The sequence below is a fragment of the Rhodanobacter sp. B2A1Ga4 genome (assembly GCF_018101315.1).
Taxonomy (GTDB): Bacteria; Pseudomonadota; Gammaproteobacteria; order Xanthomonadales; family Rhodanobacteraceae; genus Rhodanobacter; species Rhodanobacter thiooxydans_A.
This window is the reverse complement of the sequence record NZ_JADBJR010000007.1, coordinates 71662-89473: the sequence shown is the minus strand read 5'-3', so window position 1 is coordinate 89473 and position 17812 is coordinate 71662. Positions and strand designations below refer to the sequence as shown.

The 17812-nt window shown below is 65.6% G+C and carries 15 protein-coding genes and 1 pseudogene; 6 read left to right on the top strand and 10 right to left on the bottom strand.

Going from position 1 to position 17812, the window contains the following annotated elements:
• Positions 1-12: 12 nt before the first annotated feature.
• The 9 genes from IMW82_RS17020 to IMW82_RS16980 all read right to left on the bottom strand — a co-directional run bounded on the left by IMW82_RS17020 (position 13) and on the right by IMW82_RS16980 (position 10065).
• Positions 13-1161, bottom strand: a complete 1149-nt coding sequence (locus IMW82_RS17020; RefSeq protein ID WP_108471214.1) for a CaiB/BaiF CoA-transferase family protein — start codon at positions 1159-1161, stop codon at positions 13-15.
• A gap of 37 nt (positions 1162-1198) precedes the next feature.
• On the bottom strand, positions 1199-2344 hold the full coding sequence (locus IMW82_RS17015) for an MFS transporter (RefSeq protein WP_108471213.1): 1146 nt from the start codon (positions 2342-2344) through the stop codon (positions 1199-1201).
• A complete protein-coding gene (locus tag IMW82_RS17010) occupies positions 2341-4662 on the bottom strand; it encodes a TonB-dependent receptor (RefSeq protein WP_159082170.1) in 2322 nt (773 codons plus the stop codon). Before IMW82_RS17010 ends, IMW82_RS17015 begins: the two co-directional genes overlap by 4 nt.
• A 146-nt stretch (positions 4663-4808) precedes the next feature.
• Positions 4809-6254, bottom strand: a complete 1446-nt coding sequence (locus IMW82_RS17005) for an aldehyde dehydrogenase family protein (RefSeq protein WP_108471211.1) — start codon at positions 6252-6254, stop codon at positions 4809-4811.
• A 7-nt stretch (positions 6255-6261) separates the two neighbouring features.
• Positions 6262-7032 (bottom strand): sugar isomerase domain-containing protein, encoded by a 771-nt coding sequence (locus IMW82_RS17000; RefSeq protein ID WP_108471210.1) that lies wholly within the window; start codon positions 7030-7032, stop codon positions 6262-6264.
• Positions 7029-7790: a uridine phosphorylase gene (locus IMW82_RS16995; protein WP_108471209.1), complete on the bottom strand. Its 762-nt coding sequence runs from the start codon at positions 7788-7790 to the stop codon at positions 7029-7031. Before IMW82_RS16995 ends, IMW82_RS17000 begins: the two co-directional genes overlap by 4 nt.
• A 28-nt stretch (positions 7791-7818) precedes the next feature.
• Entirely contained in the window at positions 7819-8658 is an 840-nt protein-coding gene (locus IMW82_RS16990; RefSeq protein WP_108471208.1) for a carbohydrate kinase family protein, read from the bottom strand.
• Positions 8655-9251, bottom strand: a complete 597-nt coding sequence (locus tag IMW82_RS16985) for an isochorismatase family cysteine hydrolase (RefSeq protein ID WP_108471207.1) — start codon at positions 9249-9251, stop codon at positions 8655-8657. The genes IMW82_RS16990 and IMW82_RS16985 overlap by 4 nt, the downstream gene beginning before the upstream one ends.
• Before the next feature lie 19 nt (positions 9252-9270).
• Positions 9271-10065 carry a GntR family transcriptional regulator gene (locus IMW82_RS16980; RefSeq protein WP_108471206.1) on the bottom strand — a complete coding sequence of 265 codons (795 nt, stop codon included), beginning with the start codon at positions 10063-10065 and terminating at the stop codon, positions 9271-9273.
• A 197-nt stretch (positions 10066-10262) separates the two neighbouring features.
• Between IMW82_RS16980 and IMW82_RS16975 the strand changes: the two are divergent.
• Together IMW82_RS16975 and IMW82_RS16970 are read left to right on the top strand one after the other, a co-directional pair.
• Positions 10263-10541: pseudogene (locus IMW82_RS16975) on the top strand (integrase core domain-containing protein); the annotation flags it as partial.
• Positions 10538-10720, top strand: a complete 183-nt coding sequence (locus tag IMW82_RS16970) for a hypothetical protein (protein ID WP_159082169.1) — start codon at positions 10538-10540, stop codon at positions 10718-10720. The pseudogene IMW82_RS16975 and the gene IMW82_RS16970, both read left to right, overlap by 4 nt.
• A 263-nt stretch (positions 10721-10983) precedes the next feature.
• On the opposite strand, the gene phhA is transcribed toward IMW82_RS16970, so the two are convergent.
• On the bottom strand, positions 10984-11871 hold the full coding sequence (gene phhA, locus IMW82_RS16965; RefSeq protein WP_108471205.1) for a phenylalanine 4-monooxygenase: 888 nt from the start codon (positions 11869-11871) through the stop codon (positions 10984-10986).
• Between the two features lie 139 nt (positions 11872-12010).
• Here phhA and IMW82_RS16960 point away from each other — a divergent pair, with 139 nt between their 5' ends.
• The 4 genes from IMW82_RS16960 (at position 12011) to IMW82_RS16945 (ending at position 17803) form a co-directional block, all read left to right on the top strand.
• A complete protein-coding gene (locus IMW82_RS16960) occupies positions 12011-12487 on the top strand; it encodes an Lrp/AsnC family transcriptional regulator (RefSeq protein ID WP_108471204.1) in 477 nt (158 codons plus the stop codon).
• A gap of 40 nt (positions 12488-12527) precedes the next feature.
• The gene (locus IMW82_RS16955; RefSeq protein ID WP_108471203.1) at positions 12528-13328 is read left to right on the top strand and encodes a lysophospholipid acyltransferase family protein; all 801 of its coding nucleotides are present in this window, start codon (positions 12528-12530) and stop codon (positions 13326-13328) included.
• Positions 13325-14344 carry an alpha/beta fold hydrolase gene (locus tag IMW82_RS16950; protein WP_108471202.1) on the top strand — a complete coding sequence of 340 codons (1020 nt, stop codon included), beginning with the start codon at positions 13325-13327 and terminating at the stop codon, positions 14342-14344. The genes IMW82_RS16955 and IMW82_RS16950 overlap by 4 nt, the downstream gene beginning before the upstream one ends.
• Before the next feature lie 96 nt (positions 14345-14440).
• Positions 14441-17803, top strand: a complete 3363-nt coding sequence (locus IMW82_RS16945) for a GH92 family glycosyl hydrolase (RefSeq protein ID WP_211005427.1) — start codon at positions 14441-14443, stop codon at positions 17801-17803.
• Positions 17804-17812: the final 9 nt, after the last annotated feature.

The following is a 17812-nucleotide window of genomic DNA, read 5'->3' as shown; positions in this document are numbered from 1 at the left end:
GAAAAATTCGAATCAGGACCGGCTTGCCAGCTCGGCGAGAATTTCCGCCCCGTGTTCGTCGAGGCGCGGTGAGCGACGGTTCGTGGTGAGCGCGCTGTCCGACATGCGAATCGGCGTGCGCAGTCCGGGAATGCCGTCGTTCTCCACGAGCATTTCGCGCGCGCGGAATTGCGGATCGGCGAATACGTCGGCGACGCTGTTGATCGGACCTGCCGGCACGCCGGCCGCGTCGAGCGCAGCGAGTAAGTCGGCACGGCTGCGCTGGCGGGTCGAAACCGCGAGCAGGCCGGCGAGTTCCTCGCGATGCTGAACGCGCAAAGCATTGGTCGTGAACCGCGCATCCTCCGCCAGCGCCGCAAGATCGAGGATGCGGCACAGCCGCACGAACTGCGCATCGTTGCCGGCGGCGACGATGATGTGGCCGTCGGCGACGGGGAGAGTCTGGTAGGGCGCGATGTTCGGATGCACGTTGCCTAGGCGATGCGGCGTTGTGCCGGAGGCCAGGTAGTTCATCGCCTGATTGGCGAGCACGCCGGTCATGCAGTCGAGCAGGGCCATGTCGATGTGCTGTCCGCGGCCGGTCTTTTCGCGCGCCAGCAGCGCGGCCTGCACGGCGACGACGCCATAGAGGCCAGTGAAGATATCGGCAAAGGCGACACCGATCTTCTGCGGCTCGCCAGCTGGGTCGCCGGTCAAATCCATGATTCCGGAAAGTCCTTGGATCATGAAGTCGTAGCCGGCGAGCGACGCATACGGTCCGGTCTGGCCGAAACCGGTGATCGAGCAGTAGATCAGACGTGGATTGAGCGTCGCGAGGCTGGCGTAATCGAGGCCGTACTTCGTCAGTCCCCCGACCTTGAAATTCTCGATCAGCACATCGGCTGTCGCGGCGAGCTGGCGCACGGTTTCGAGGCCTTTCTCGCTGGCAAAGTCGGCGACGATCGAGCGCTTGCCGCGATTGCAGGCATGGAAGTACGCAGCGGTCTTCTCGCCGCCGCATTCGATGAACGGCGGCCCCCAAGTGCGGGTGTCGTCGCCGGCGGGGCTTTCGACCTTGATCACCTCGGCGCCGAGGTCGGCGAGCGTCTGGCCGAGCCAGGGGCCGGCGAGAATGCGGGCCAGCTCGACGACGCGCAGACCGGCGAGCGGTGCGGTGGACATGATGGACTCCGGGCGAGTATCGCTGTGTGTCTCGAATTTACCGATCCGCGACGAGGAGCAGGACGAAGCTCGCTGCCAACGCCACCGCGCCAACGATGCCGAGCGCAGTGGTGCCGGATACCTGAAATGCGGCACCTCCGACGAGTGGGCCGAGCGCGGTACCGAGTCCCTGCATTGCCGCGATCAACGCGACGAAGCGACCACGCACGTCGCATTGGCTGACGATCGCCATTTGATGTGGCAGGCCCGTGCCGACGCCGAAGCCGAGGCCGGCGATGACGAAGGCGAACCACGCGATCGTGCCGGCATGGCCGAGCGCGGCCATGCACACTGCGAGCAGGACGTAACTTGCGACCAGGACCTGCCAGCGACCGAAGTGCTTGCCGAACAGGGCGATGCCAACCGAACCGAGGCCGGTGAAAAGGAGATTGGAGGAGAGCACCGAGGCAACGGTCGGACCGCCGAAGCCGGCTTGCGTGCCGATGCGCTCGGCGAAAGCCCAGACCGCGGCGAAGGCCAAGCTGAAAAGGGCGATGGCCGCCAGACCGCAGGCAAGCGGCAGGCGTTTTTCGTCACCCGTGCCGGTGTGGGTCGTGGCCGCAGTGTTGTCGAGCCTCGCGGGAAGCTTTACCGCAGCGGCGGCCAGCAGGCCGATCAGCAAGGCGATGGCCGTCGTCATGCCGAAGAGGCCGCCCTGCGGCAGCACGAGATGGCCAATGACGAAGGTTATGGCGGCAAGCATCGGATAGCCGATCGCGATGGCCAGGGCGAACACGCGTTCCGCATTCGGCGTGGCACCGAAGACGCGATAGGCGACCACCCAGAATGCGCCAAGTGCAAGGCCGATGCCTGAGCATGCCGCCAGCGCAAGGGGGTAGCCAATGCCGCGGGCGAGGCTCGCCAGCCCCAACCATACGAGCAGTACGCCAGCCGCGATTACCCCTCGCGGTGACATGCGCGCGCTCCACCAAGGCGCGGCGAGCCCGGCTATGGTGAAGCCGGCGAGGTAGGCCGAACCGAGTGCACCGGCCTGTGTGGCGGAGAGCCCGCCACGATCTTCTTGCAGGCCGATGAAAAATGGCAGGAACGCCCAGAACAGGCCGCCGGCGGTGAACAGGGCGATCGCCGCGCCGATCGCGGCACGATCGGGCGCCGTTGCCGGAGTGGAATGCGTCTGGCTCACAGGTCCATGCCGAAGCTGACGCCGAAGGTGCGCGGCATGCTCCAGTCGAGACCGGCAATGCCCGCACTGACCACCTGATAGGCCTCGGTGACGTAACGACGGTCGGTGAGGTTATGCACCCACAACTGCACGTGCCACTTGCCGGGGCCGTTGTCGAGCGTGACGCTGGCGTTGGCAGTCATGTGAGGAGGCGAGATCAACGCGCGCGTGCCGAGAAGGTCGCGGTAGATCGTATCTTCCCATTTCACGTCCATTTGGGGCACCAGCTGGTAGTCGCCCGAGATATCCCAACGATAGCGTGTGCTCGCGTTGAATTGCCGGGTCGGCGAGTTGGCGAGCGGGCGTCCCTTGATATTGACAATGTTGCCGAAGAGGTCCTGCACGAACAGGTCGCGCAGTTCGGTGTGCAGGTAGGCGCCGCCGAGGGTGACGTCCCAGAACGGCGTCGGGCGGGCGATCAGTTCGAGTTCGCCGCCGTAGATGTCGGCGCCTTTGCCGTTGGTCAGATACGGCGCATTGACGCCGGTGCGGTTCTCCACAGCAGTGAGCTGGATACCTTTCCAGTCGTTGTAGTAGATCGCGCCGTTGAGCTGCACGCGCTTTTGCAGCGCGGTGAGTTTGAAGCCACCTTCATAGGTGACCGCGGTTTCGGATTTCGTCGGTTCGAGCGACTGCGGATTGGAGATGAAGTAGGCGCTGTAGGTGCCGGCGTTGAAGCCGCGCGACACGTTGGCATACAGGAGCAGATTCTTGTTCGGCTTGTAGTCGAGCCCGAGCTTGCCCGACAACTGGCTCTGGTCCATGCGGCTGGTGCCGGCGAACGACGTGAGCGCCGCGCCGCCGTTGGGCGTGAAGATCTCGCGGTAATCGTACTGGCGGCGCACGCCGCTATCGCGCAGCCCCGCGGTGAGCTTGAGTTCGTCGGTGAGGGCGTAGTCGATCTGGCCGAATGCGCCCCACGTCGAGGTGCGCAGGGTCGAGTAGTCCGCGATCGATGCGCCGAACCAGCGCGTGAAATCGGAGACGAAGATCGGATTGCCGGAGAGACGGTCGTGCGAATAGTAGAGGCCCGTCATCCAGTTGAGCCGCTCTTTTGTGTTCGAGGCGAGGCGCAGTTCTTCGGAGAACTGGTTGATGTCGCTACCGCGCACCGTGTCGATGATGTTGTTGGGGCCGGCGTCTTCGTCGTAGCCGGCACGCCGCGTCATCCAGTCGTAGCCGGTGACCGAGGTCAGCTTGACTGCGTCGAGATCCCAATTGATCTCAGTGGAGAAGCCTGCGCTCTTGTCGTGATTGCGGCCGTGCAGGCTCAGCGGATTCCGGTATGGGTCGTTGCTGGTGTTGTGGTAGCCGCTGACGTCAACACATTGTGCATTTGCCAGGCCGATATTGCCGGCGAGAAAGGCGGGACAGATCTGGCCCGCATTTGCCTGGCCCGGCGGCACGAGCGCGGCGACCTGCGAAAATGGCCACGTATCGGAGCGGTCCGTACCACCGTGAAAGTTGACCAGCACCGACAAGGCATCGGTGGGGTTCCAGAGTACCTGCGCGCGCCAATACGCCTGGCGTAACTGGCCCGTCTTAGTGCCGTCCGCGCTGTTGCTGAACGGCCCGCTCCATTGGCGCACGAGGCGCGTGGACAAGCGGTAGGCGACCTTGTCGGACAACGGCCCACCGATCGCGCCTTCCGCAGCGGCATATTGGTAACTGCCGTAGTCGACGGTGAAATAGCCATCGGGATAGAACGTCGGCCGTACCGAGATGAGGTTCATCGCACCGCCGATCGTGTTTCGTCCGTACAGCGTGCCTTGAGGGCCCTTGAGCACCTCGACGCGGTCGAGGTCGAACATGCGTAGGCCGAGCAGTGGCGGCGAGGACAAGTAGACGCCGTCGGCGTAGACGCCGACCGACTGCGGCGACAGTTCGGTGAAGTTGTCCGCGTTCATGCCGCGGATCGTGATCTCGGGATAGCCGTTCTCGCCGAACGGGCCGTGCATGTTGATGCCAGGCGAGTAGCGGGCAATGTCGGTGAGCTTGGTCGCGCCCATTTCGCGCAGGTCCGAGCCGACGAAGGCGTCGATCGTGATGCCCGTGTCGTTGATCGAGACCGCCCGGTGTTCGGCGGTGACGGTGACTGCCTGCAGCTCCGCAATGTTCTTGGCGGGTTTATTAGGTGTCTCGGCCTTCTTCTTTGCCGGCGGCACCGTGGTTTTGGTGGGCTGCGCTGCATCGGACTCGTTGGCTGCGTAGGCGGGCGACGCACCGACGAGGGCAGTGGTGGCGAGGAGGGCAAGAAAACTGCTGACGGAATGGTTCACGAGCACTCTCCCGAGCAATGCTGACTTGGAATTCCCCTCGCGAGCGCGAGAGGGTAAGTTATTTCTACATGATGACAATGTATATATGACTGGTTGACTAGTCAAGTAGCATCGTATTCGCTGGCCAGATGCCGGTTTCGAACCTGTCAGACGCGCCGCACCCGCATGCGGATCGCCTTGGTTTGCAGGTAGGCGTCGAGTCCTTCGCGACCGAGTTCGCGCCCCATGCCCGATAGTTTCCAACCGCCGAACGGCGCCTGCAGCTCGGAGGTGTCGTTGACGTTGACGCCGATCATGCCGAACTCGAGGCGCTCGGCGAGCGCCCAGCCGCGCTCGAGATCGTTGGTATAGAGGTACGCGGCAAGGCCGAATGGCAGGCCGTTGGCTAGTTCGAGCATGTCGTTCTGGGTCGAGAAGGCACGGATCGCGGTGAGCGGGCCGAACGTCTCGGCGTTCATCGGCAGGCTGTCGAGTGGCGCATCGTCGATCAGCGTGGGGCGGAAAAAATGGCCTCCGCGGAGTGCCGCATCTTTGGGCGCGTGGCCGCCGGCGACGAGCTTGCCGCCCTTGCTGAGGGCATCGTCGAGATGCTCCCGCGTGCGGCTGATCACGCCGGCGTTGAGCGTAGGTCCGTAGGCGACGCCGGGCTCGCTGCCAGGGCCGAGCTTGATCGACTCGGTCAGCGCCACCAGGGCGTCCACGAAGCGGCGGTGTACGCGCTGGTCGACGAGGATGCGATTGACCGCGATACAGATCTGGCCCATGTTCGAAAACGAACGGCGCACGGCGGCGGCGGCGGCGGCTTCGATGTCGGCGTCGGCGAGCACGATGAATGGTGCATGGCCGCCCAGTTCAAGGACCACGCGTTTCAGGTTGCCCGCCGCGCGGCGGGCGATATCCTGCCCGGCAGCGACCGAAGCCGTCGCGGAAATCGCGGCAATGTCCGGGTGCGCCGACAATGCCGCGCCGGCGCTGGGGCCCGTGCCCGGCAGGTTGGCGAGAACGCCGGCCGGCAGCCCCGCAGCGTGGAAGCAATCGACGAGGCGAGCGATCGCGAACGGCGTTTCGTGGGGTGGCTTGATGACGATCGGGCAGCCCGTGGCGAGCGCGGGCGCGATCTTCCAGCAATACAAATCGACCGGATAGTTCCACGGCACGATGCCGGCAGTGACGCCGATAGGCTGACGCGAGACCACGGTTTTGACGTCGAGGTCCGCGGTCGGACGCAGTTCGCCGCCGAGGCGACGGCCTTCCTCGGCGTAGTAGCGCAATACCTTGAGCCCGAAATCGACTTCCTTGCGCGCATCGGGAACGGGTTTGCCCTGTTCGAGGGTCAATAGGCGGGCAATTTCGTCGCCTTCGGCTTCGATTCGGTTGGCGGCATCGTGCAGGATCGCCGCTCTCGCATCGGCCGGCATGCCTGCCCATGCAGGCAGTGCCCGTTTGGCGGCGGTGACTGCGCGGTCGACGTCAGCGGCATCGGCCAGTGCGGTCCGGCCGATGAGGTCGCCGGTGGCCGGATCGCGTACTTCGAACCAGTTATTATTCAGCGGCGCATGCCACTTGCCGTCGTAAAACAGAGTGGTTTCCATGTGCGACTCACATTGTCCGCATCGAGAGCCGGCGCCACAGCTCGGCGTAGTTGAGATCGTTCTGGCGATCGGCCGCGGCTTTTTCGGTCGTGTTGGGATTGACCATGAGCATCGGCTTGGCCCCGCGTGCGGCGAGCTTCTCGACCGTCGCGGCATTGATCGCCTGGCCGATCGCGATCGCGAGGCTCGTCGAGGTGGCGCCGGTGCGGCCGGCGACGCCTTCGACCTCGAGCGCCGCGTCGCCCTTCGGCACACCGGTATCGATCACGACGTCGGCGATTTCGTAGAGGTGCTTGCCGCTGGAATGGCGCGAGGGGGTTGACGACGAATGCGGCACGCTGGTCACGCCGATGACGCGCAGCCCGCGGCGTTTGGCGCCTAGCGCGATATCGAGAGTCACCGCGTTGAGGCCCGAATGCGAGAAGATCAGCATGCTGTCATCGGACTCGATCTGGTGCGCGGAGAGAATCGCGTCGCCGTAGCCCTCCTGCGCGTGGATGAAGCGGTATTGGCGCGCCCCCATGTCGCCGAGTACGTGGTGGAACGAGATCATCGTGCTTTCGACGATGGGGCGGAAACCGACGACGGTACCGGTACGCGGAAACATCTCAAGCGCGGCGAACGCACCGTGCCCGGTGCCGAACGTGAACACGAGACGGTCGCGGGCGATCGTGTCGGCGCAGATTTCGGCTGCGGCATCGATCGCTGCCGCTTGCGTATCGAAGATATGTTCGAGGCGACGGGAAAGAAGCTGGTGATAGTCGCGAACGATGCTCATGCGTGGGTTTCCTCGATGGTGGCCGGAGTGCGCACGAGCGCGTCCAGGCCGAAACGGAACAGTTCGCTTTCGCGGGCAAGCATCGTTTCCGCACCCAGCTTGTCCCGGGTCAGGCTGTCGACGCTTGCCACGCAGAGCGTGCCGACGCGGGCGCGTAGCGCCGCAGCAGCGGCGAACAGCGCAGAACTCTCCATGTCGATCGCGTGGACACCCTGGGCGATGAGCGTGGCGCGCGTCTCCTCAACGCGTGCGGTATCGGCGGGATCAAGCGCGAACATGTCCCGATAGAAGCCGTCGTAGCTGGCGAAACGTACCTGATGCCAAGTCCGGCCGCTCGATGCGAGCGTGCTTTCCAGGTTCGCGCGCAGGTCGATGTCCGCCATAGCGCGGTCACATGGCCCCGCATACACCTGTGAGGTGCCTTCGCGGCAGAGCGCGTCGGCGCCGACGACAAAATCGCCAAGCCGGATTGGCGGCAAGGTCATGGCGGTGCCCATGCGCAGGAAGCTGCGCACGCCGAGATCGAACAGTTCGTGCAGGACGATGGTTGCGATCGGTGCGCCCATGCCGAAGGTGGCGGCGGTGATGCGGGTGCCGTTCCACGTTCCGGTGATCGTGCGCAACATGCGGTTTTCGCCGAGCCATTGGACGTCGGTGAGCAGGTTGGCCAGGCGATCAATGCGACCGGGGTCGCCGAGTAGCACGGCTCGCGGAGCCACTTGGTCAGAATTGATACCGAGATACCAGGCGCGTTTCATCGAATATGACTCTCGTAAATTGCAGAACTTAGGTACGCCGGCGCAGCAGTTCGGACGAAGCGAGCGCGCCGGACCGCACGGCGGCGACGGGATCCGTCTCGCCGCCGAGCAGGGCGGCGAGCGTCGCGCCGGCCAGCGTATCGCCGGCTCCCGTTGCATCACCCACCTGCAACGGGGTGACGGGGATATGCATCGTGGTGCCGCGGCTGCGGATGTGGATTGGTTCGGCGCCGCGCGTCTCGACAACGATTTGTTCGGCATCGGCATCGACTGTGGCGTCGTCGATCCAGGTGCGTTCGTCACCGTTGCAGAATACGTAACGTGCGCGTTGCCCGAGCCGTGTGCGCAGTTCGGGCGGAAATGAGATTGGATCGTTCTTCGCGACCCATACGATGAGAGCGTCGTCACGCGCGATGTCGAGCGCGCGCAATCCACAGGCGGCGGGGCCGACGGTAACCACGACCATATCGGCCTTGCGGATCAGGTCTTCCTGTGTCGACGTCGTGGCGCTGCCCGCCGAGCCGAAATCGATCAGGCATGCGCAGCGGCCGTCGTCCTTATAGAGCAACATGGAAACCGGCGTCGTGGCTCCGGTTGAGGCATCGATACCTTGCGTGCCGATGCCATGGCGATGGCAATGGTCGGCATAGAGATTTCCCATGGCGTCGTCGCCGGTCCAGGTGACGATATCGACGCCGAAGCCGGCTTGTGCAAGCGGACGCGCGACATAGAACGAGCACCCGCCGGGCCGCGGCCACTCATCGCGCGGACGGCTGCTGATACGGCTGGTCCAACCCCAGCGGACATCGCCGTCAACGCTCGCGGCGTAGTCGAGGCAGGCGTAGCCGAGCACGGCGATGCGGGTCATAAGAGCACCTTGCAAGCGTCGTCGGTCGACGATAGCCAGCCCATGTAGCGACGAATATCCTCGCGGGCGGCGGCGGCGAGTTCGGCGCGGTTGGAGTTGGTGGCATCGCCGACAAGCAGGCAGCGATAGCCGAGGCCGAAACCGTCCTGGATCGTCGCGCGCACGCAGACGTTGGTCTTGACTCCGGCGACAATGAGGCGGCGCACCCCGTTTTCGCGAAGGAGCAAGTCGAGATCGGTGCTGAAGAACGCGCTGAAGCGACGCTTGATCAGGCCGATTTCGCGTGGAGCACCGTCCGAAGGCGGGCCGAACCCGGTGAAATACTGCGCATTGAAGGAATCGCTTTGTCCATGCGCTGGCAGCTTGTGCGATTCGAAGTCGGCGAGTCCCGGTCGGTGCACGTCGGCGACGTGGACGATCAGGCGGCCGCCGCTTCGTGCTGCATCAAGCAGGATGGCAAGTTGCGGCAGGATGTGTTGCGCTTCTGGATAGAAGTTCTCGCCGTCAGGATGGAAAAAGGCGTTCTGTACGTCGACCAGGACGAGGGCGACCTCGCCTGCGCTAGGATCGATTGCGTTCGATGTCCCCGACATGGTGATTTCCCCCTAGATCTCAGGAAATCTTCCAGCCGAGCCGTTGCAACTTGGCCCGGCTTGAGCGTCCGGCTTGCGGAACTGCGAGGCTGACCGTGTAGCTGTAGCTCTCGCCTGCATAATCGGATTCGACTATTTCAAGCAGGCCACTGTCGGCGTCGTAGCTCTTGCGATGCAGCGTCATCAATACGGCACGAGCCGGTAGCTTGAGCAGGCGCGCTTCCTGCGCCGTAGCCGCGCGCGCGTGCAGGATCTCCTCGGCATGATCGACCGGAATGCCGGCTTCGGTGTAGGCGCGATAGAGGGAAAAGTCCGGCGCGCGCAATTCCTCGGCGTTTTCCGGAGCGAGTGCCTTCAAGCGACTCGCGATGCGCATCGGCAGGATGCTGTTGTGGATCGACCATGGTGTGCCATCGACAAAGCGCAAGCGCAGGAGTTGCACCGCCGCGGTAGTGCAGCCGTATTGCAAGGCTTGCTCGCGCGTCAAATCGTTGCGCTTCAAAAGCTTGTGGGAGGGCTTGCGGCCATGCTGTCGCACGGTTTCGGAAAAGCTCGCGAGCAGACCGGGCTGGCGATGCAGGGCAGGGCGCGAAACGTACGTGCCAGCGCCTTGGCGGCGCTGAACGAGACCTTCCTGAATCAACATTTCGACAGCGCGTACCACCGTGCCGCGGCTAATGCCGTACAGACGACACAGTTCCGGTTCACTCGGCAATGTATCGCCGGGATTCCAGCGGCCCGACAGGATGCCCTCGCGCAAATCGTTGGCGAGCTGCAGGTAGAGGGGAGACGCTTGTTTGGTCAGCGATGGCATGTAGGTATTCTCGCATTGTTAAGTTGACTAGTCAACTAATAGAACCCATGACGTCCTTGCAGATGACTTGAAGGGAAGTTCAGCTGGCGCGGCGGGGGGAGTTTAGAGGATGGCCGAAGCTGGCCCGCCAAGCACGGCATTCGGGCCAAGGGCAGGAAGCGGTTCAAGGTCACCACCGACAGCAACCACGACCTGCAGATTTCAGGGCGGTGCTCGCGGACTATGCCATCGCTGCGTCGATGAGCCGGCGCGGCAGCTGCTGGGACAATGCCTGCAGCGAAACGCTGCTCGGTTCGCTGAAGGTGGAGCGACTGCACGGCCAGCGCTTCCTCACCCGTCGCCATGCCAAGGATGAAACGCTCGCTTGGCTGCTCCGGTACGGCCAGTCCCGATTGCACTCCACCTTGAACTACGTCAGCCCGATGCAGTTCGAGCAACACTGGCCGGCGGGCCAAGCTACGCAAGCCAGCTCATGACCCCGGTTGCGCAGATGTACGCCAGTCGCGACGACGATTTCGGAAACGGCCGCCTCAGTCGCACGGTCTTCGACCAGACGATCGAGCATCAAGCCGAACGACTGATGGACGACCCCGCCGCATCGACGCGGATCATCACCAGGGTCGACATTCTCAGGCTGCGAACTGAGACAGCGTGAACGGTGGCCTGGCAGGAGCCTAGTTTGGATTAAGCCATGAATCGGGTACGGGTTGACCCATGTGTCGAGGGTGACCGGTATCAGCAAGCCTTTACGTACTTGAAAGTCACCGACAAACAGCAATAACGACCCCATGGGTTCACTTCCGACCCGAAGCGGACATCGCGGATGTCATCAAGCGAAACGCCTACGTCCGCATCTGATGCCGAGAGATTCCGGCTTTCGTCAGGATGATGCGTGGCGTGCGGTGACTTGCCTCGCAATCACGTATCCGCGCCGGTCGCAAATCCCTCTCGCGTGCCGCGGGTGAACACGCGGTCGCCGTCCAGCACGTCGCCGGCGGCATGCGCAGGCGCTTGCTTCAGCTTCGCGTAGATCGGCGTGAAGTCGGGATGCGTCGCCTCGAACAGCTGCTCGAAGCTGTCGATCACGAAATAGGTCTGCTGGTAGGTGTCGATGCGGTAGCGCGTGCTCATCACGCGTTCCAGGCCGAAGCCGATGCGGTTCGGCGAGGGCGAATCGAGGCAGTAGATCGACTCGCCCTTGGAGCTGACGATGCCGGCGCCGTAGATGCGCATGCCATCGCTGGTGTTGATCAGGCCGAACTCCACCGTGTACCAGTACAGCCGCGTGAGATTCATCAACGCGTCGGGGCCGAGCGCGAACGCCTTCATGCCGCCGCGGCCGTAGGCCTGCATGTAGTCGGCGAACACCGGGTTCAGCAGCAGCGGCACGTGGCCGAACATGTCGTGGAACAGGTCCGGTTCGCTCAGGTAGTCGAGCTGGTCGGGTTTCCTGATCCACCAGCTGACCGGGAAGCGGCGGTGGGCCAGGTGGTCGAAGAACACCTCGTCCGGCAGCAGGCCTTCCACCGCGACCAGCTCCCAGCCGGTGGCGGCGCCGAGCACCTTGTTCATCTCGGCAAACTTCGGGATGCCGCCGTCGCCCAGGCCAAAGCGTTCCACGCCGTCGAGGAATTCCTGGCAGGCACGGCCGGGCAGCAGTTCGCGCTGGCGCTTGAACAAGGTGTCCCATACCTCGTGGTCGGTCTGGCTGTAGCTGGCCCACGGCTGCTCGACCACGCCGGTGGCGTACACCGGCACGTAGCCGCGATCGGTCTGCTGGTGTTCGACTTTGCGGGGCGTGTCCATGGACTCGATTCCGGTGCGGCACAGGGCAAGCCATAGCATACGGCGGTTTTCTCGCAGCAAGGTTGCTTTATTGCATTGATCGGTGCATTAAATGCACTATTCTTGCTAGGTAATAAGCATTATCTGAAATTTATTGCGTATGACGACACTCGATCGCACCGACCTGCGCATCCTCGCCGTGTTGCAGAGCGAGGGCCGCATCACCAACGCCGAGCTGGCCGAACGGGTCAGCCTGTCGCCGTCGGCCTGCCTGCGCCGGCTGCAACGGCTGGAGGGCGAGCAGGTCATCACCGGCTACGCCGCGCAGGTCGATCCACAGGCTGTCGGGCTGGGCCTGCAAGCCTTCGTGCGGGTGCAATTGACGAAGCACGAGAGCGCAGCGATCGAGGGCTTCGTCGAACACGTCAACGGCTGGGACGAGGTGGTCGCCTGCCATGCGCTGACCGGCGACATGGATTACCTGCTGCACGTCTATGTGGCCGACCTCAAGGACTTCTCGCGCTTCCTGCTCGACCATCTGCTGAACGCGGCAGGGGTGGCCGACGTCAACTCCAGTTTCGTGCTGCGCACGGTGAAACGTTCGCCGTCGCTGCCGCTGTCGCAGCTGGAGCGTTGAGCGCCTCGTCTGCGCCAACTGACGCTAAACTAAGTGACTGATGAGCATCGACACCGCCACTGCGCCCGACCGCGACCTGCTGCGCCCGCTGCGCTACCTGTGGCGGGTGCCGCTGCTGCTGCTGCACATCGTGCTGGGCATCGCGCTGTGCTCGCTGATCCTCAGCTGGAACCAGCATGTGGCGATGAAAGACGGCCGCGAGCCGTTCGCGCACCGCATGATCCGCTGGTGGTCGCACGGCCTGCTGCGCATCTTCGGCCTGCGCTCGCTGCGCATCGGCCAGCCGCTACGCGATCCGGTGCTGTTCGTCGCCAACCACACCTCGTGGATCGACATCGTGATGCTGCACAGCCAGCGCGCGGCCTGCTTCGTGGCGAAGGCGGAGATCGCCGGCTGGCCGCTGGTCGGCTGGCTGGCCAGGAGTGGCGGCACCATCTTCCATCGCCGCGGCAACAACCATTCGCTGTCCGCGGTGATGCAGGTGATGGTGGAGCGGCTGCGCGAGGGCCGTTCGGTGGCGGTGTTCCCGGAAGGCGGCACCGGCTACAACGGCGTACTGAAGGTCTTCCACGCGCGCATTTTCCAGGCCGCGCTGGATGCCACGGTGCCGGTGCAGCCGGTGGCGCTGCGCTTCGCCCGCGATGGTCGCCGGGTGATCGAGGCCGGCTTCCGCGAGGACGAGAGTTTCGTGCACAACATCGTGCGCATGCTGGGCGAGGCGCCGCTGGATGCCGAGGTGCATTTCCTGGCACCGGTACCGGCCACCCCGGAGGCGCGCCGGCGCATGGCCGAGCTGTCGCGCGAGCGCATCGCCGCCGCGCTGGAAGACCGCGCCGGATGAACCTGCTGCACGGAAGGGATTTCCGACCGCCCTGGCCGCTCACCAGCGGCCACATCCAGACCATGCTGTCCTCCAGCGGGGTGCGCCGCCTCCTGCTGCCGCACGCGGCGAAGACCGTGTTGCGTGGCGCCGAGGCGGTGGTGGTCGACGGCGGCGGCGGCGTGCGCCTCACCGGCGCCTATACCGCACAGAAAACGCAGCCGCAGTCGCGTGGCCTGGCCGTGCTGTTCCATGGCTGGGAAGGCAGCGTCGATTCCACCTATGTGCTGCAGACCGGCAGCCGCCTGCTCGCCGACGGCTGGGACATCTTCCGCCTGAACTTCCGCGACCACGGCGACAGCCACGGACTCAACGAGGCATTGTTCCACTCCTGCCGCCTCGACGAGGTGGTGCACGCGCTGGGCGACATCGCCGAACGCTGGCCGGCGCGGCCGATGGCGCTGGCCGGTTTCTCGCTGGGCGGCAACTTCGCGCTGCGCGCGGCGATGCAGACCTCGCGCGTGGGCATCCCGCTCAGCTACGTGCTGGCGGTATGCCCGATCATCGACCCCGGCGAGGGCCTGTTCTCGCTGGAGGAATCCGCACCGTGGTTCTACCAGGCGTACTTCATGCGCAAGTGGCGGCACTCGCTGCTGGCCAAGCAGAAGGCGTTTCCGCAGCACCAGTACTTCGAGATGTCCGAATTGAAGCAGCACCTGCGCGGGTTGACCGAATCGCTGGTGCTGCGGCATACCGACTTCAATACCTTGCAGCAGTATCTGGACGGCTATTCGGTGGCCGGCGACAGCATGCAGGCGCTGCAGATTCCCGCCACCATCCTCACCGCCAGGGACGACCCGGTGATCCCGGTCAGCGGCTTCGAGAAACTCGAGCTGCCGGCCAACGTCGAGCTGGACATCGCGCCGTACGGCGGCCACTGCGGCTTCATCCGCGGCTGGGGCATGACCAGCTACACCGACGACTACATCGCCACGCGTTTCAATGCGGTGGCGGACGCGGCCGTGCCGGCGAGCTGAACGCCGGCGCGATCGCCTGGAGAGCGGGTGCCCACGGACGAACGCGCACCATCACCGTGGGCAAGCCAGGGGCGGGGCATGATCGGATCGGGGTGGATGGGGAACTTGCACGCAGCCGGCTGGCTGCGCCGGGCTCTGTGGCTGGCCTGCCTGCTGCCGTGCCTCACCGCCGGCGCCTCGGAAACGAGCTTCCTGCGCTCGTTTGAGAATACCGAGCCGGCACCGACGGCGCCGTTGGCGGGTGCCTCGTTCACCGTCGAAGTGGCCAGCGGTCCCGGCCAGGCGGCGGCGCTGACCGCCAGGCCGGGCGTCGGTTTCAGCGGGCAACGTTCGCTGCACTACCGCGGCAGCGCCGGCGGGAAGCAGCAGGCGGAGCTGTATGCCGTGGACCTGCCGGTGCAGTCCGACACGCAGCTGTCGTACCTGATCTTCCCGCTGTCGAACGCAGGCGACCTGCGCAATCCTTCCACCTACGTCGCGGTGGACCTGCTGTTCGACGACGGCAGCCGGCTGTCCACCCGCGGCGCGCGCGACCAGCATCGGGTCGGCGCCTCCGCGCACGCGCAGGGCGAAGGCCGCACGCTGTATCCGGACCAGTGGAACTACCTGTCGATCGATGTGGGCGCAGTCGCCGCCGGGCGCACGATCAGGCGCATCGTGCTGATGCACGACGGCCCGGCCGCCAGCTTCGAGGGTTATCTGGACGACCTGCGCGTCGGCGCCGCGCCCGCCGATGTGCGCCGGCGCCCCAGCGACTTCGTCGACACCCGCCGCGGCACGAACTCCAACGCCCGCTTCTCGCGCGGCAACAACTTCCCCGCGGTGGCCGTGCCGCACGGTTTCAACTTCTGGACGCCGGTGACCGACGCCGGCTCGAACTGGATCTACCAGTACCAGCAGCGCAACGATGTCGACAACCACCCGCGGCTGGAGGCGTTCGCGCTGTCGCACGAGCCGAGCCCGTGGATGGGCGACCGGCAGACCTTCCAGCTGATGCCGGCCGCGGTCGCCCGCGGTGCGCCGAGCGCGAACCGGGCGGCGCGCGCGCTGAGCTTCAGCCACGCGAACGAGACCGCGCACGCCCACACCTATCACGCCGCCTTCGACGACGGCATCGTCGCCGAGATCGCGCCGACCGACCACGCCGCGATGTTCCGCTTCACCTTCGCCGGCGACCGCTCGCAGCTGGTGTTCGACAACCGCGACGACCACGGCAGCATCGTGCTGGATCCGTCCGGGCGCAGCTTCAGCGGCTGGTCCGAGGTGAAAAGCCGGCTGTCCGCCGGCGCCACCCGGCTGTTCTTCTACGGCACGGTGGACCGGCCGGTGCGCGAGAGCGGCCGGCTTCGCGGCGAAGGCCGCGACCACGTGGCCGCCTGGTTCGGCTTCGACACCACGAAGACGAACGTGGTGAACCTGCGCATCGCCACCTCACTGATCAGCCTGGAACAGGCGCGGCACAACCTGGCGCTGGAGATCGCGCCCGACGTGACCTTCGACGATGTGCGTGAACGCGCGCAGCGGCAGTGGGACGCACAGCTCGGTATCGTCAAGGTGCGTGGCGCCAGCCGCGACGAGCTGACCACGCTGTACTCCAATCTGTACCGGCTGTTCCTGTATCCGAACTCCGCGTACGAGAACACCGGAACGGCGGCGCAGCCGTATCACCGCTACGCCAGTCCATTTTCCGCGCCGGTCGGGCAGGACACGCCCACGCGGACCGGCGCGCGCGTCGTCGACGGCAAGCCCTACGTCAACAACGGCTTCTGGGACACCTACCGCACCGCGTGGCCCGCTTACGTGCTGCTCGCGCCGACGCAAGCGGGCAAGATGATCGACGGCTTCGTGCAGCAGTACCGCGACGGCGGCTGGATCGCACGCTGGTCGTCGCCTGGCTACGCCGACCTGATGGTCGGCACCAGCGCCGACGTGGCCTTCGCCGACGCGTGGCTGAAGGGCGTGCGCCACTTCGACGTGCGCGCGTTCTACCAGTCCGCGCTGAAGGACGCTACCGTGGTCAGCCCGCTCGCCGGCACCGGCCGCAAGGGGCTGCAGCGTTCGATCTTCAACGGCTACACCGACACTGGCGTGGACGAGGGGCTGTCGTGGTCGATGGACGGCTACATCAACGACTTCGCGATCGGCAACCTCGCCGCCGCGCTGGCGCAGCAACCCGCGGCGGACGATCCGTATGCCGCGCACTACGCCGACGACGCGACGTACTTCCGCCAGCGCGCGTTGGGCTATGCGAACCTGTTCGACCCTGCCGTCGGCTTCTTTGTTGGCCGCGACGCGGCGGGTCAGTGGCACCACGACGCGCAGGATTTCGACCCGCTGCGCTGGGGCGGCGACTACACCGAGACCGACGCGTGGAACATGGCCTTCCATGCACCGCAGGATGGCGCGGGCCTGGCCGCGCTGTACGGTAGCCGCGCCGCGCTGGCGGCGAAGCTCGACGCGTTCTTCGCCACGCCGGGCGAGTTCCACGTAGGCAGCTACGGCGAACCGATCCACGAGATGCTGGAGGCGCGCGACGTGCGCATGGGCCAGTACGGCCACAGCAACCAGCCCTCGCACCACATCATCTACATGTACGACTATGCCGGCCAGCCGTGGAAGACGCAGGACAAGGTACGCGACGTGTTGAGCCGCCTCTACGTCGGCAGCGAGATCGGCCAGGGCTATCCGGGCGACGAGGACAACGGGGAGATGTCCGCCTGGTACCTGTTCAGCGCCGCCGGCTTCTACCCGCTGCGCATGGGCACGCCGGAGTACGTGATCGGCGCGCCGTACTTCCCGCACATGGACGTCGCGCTGGAGAACGGCAAGCACCTGGTGATCGACGCGCCCGCGGTGAGCGACCGCAACCGCTATGTGCAGGGCCTGCGCGTCAACGGCCAGCCGTGGAACAAACTGACCCTGCCGCACGCACTGCTGGCGCAGGGCGCCACGCTGGAGTTCGCCATGGGGCCGCGGCCTTCGCGCTGGGCCAGCGGCGAAGATGCCGTGCCGCCATCGCTCACCGCCGCGGGCCTGCCGCAGCCGTGGCGCAATCTGCTCGACCAGCGGTTGGGCCGCGCCCACGCCGCGCCCACCATCGCGGGGCTGCCGCTGCTGTTCAACCACGACTCCGGTGCCGAGGTGATGCTGCCCGGCGTATCGACCACGATCGACTGGCGCTTCGCGCGGCCGCGCCGGGTGACCGTGCTCACGTTGACCTCGGGTGCCACCGCCGCGGCGCCGTCGGGCTGGCAGTTGCAGGGGTCTGCCGACGGACAACACTGGCTCGTGCTGGATACGCGCCGCGATGAACGCTTCGCCTGGCCGCAGCAGACCCGGGCCTTCGTCGTGCGGGAACCGGGCGAGTACGCGTACTACCGCGTGCAGCTCGACGCAGCGGCAACGGACGCCAGGCGTGCCCTGGCCGAGATCGAGTTGCTCGGCGCCGATCCCCGCTAGACGGGGACT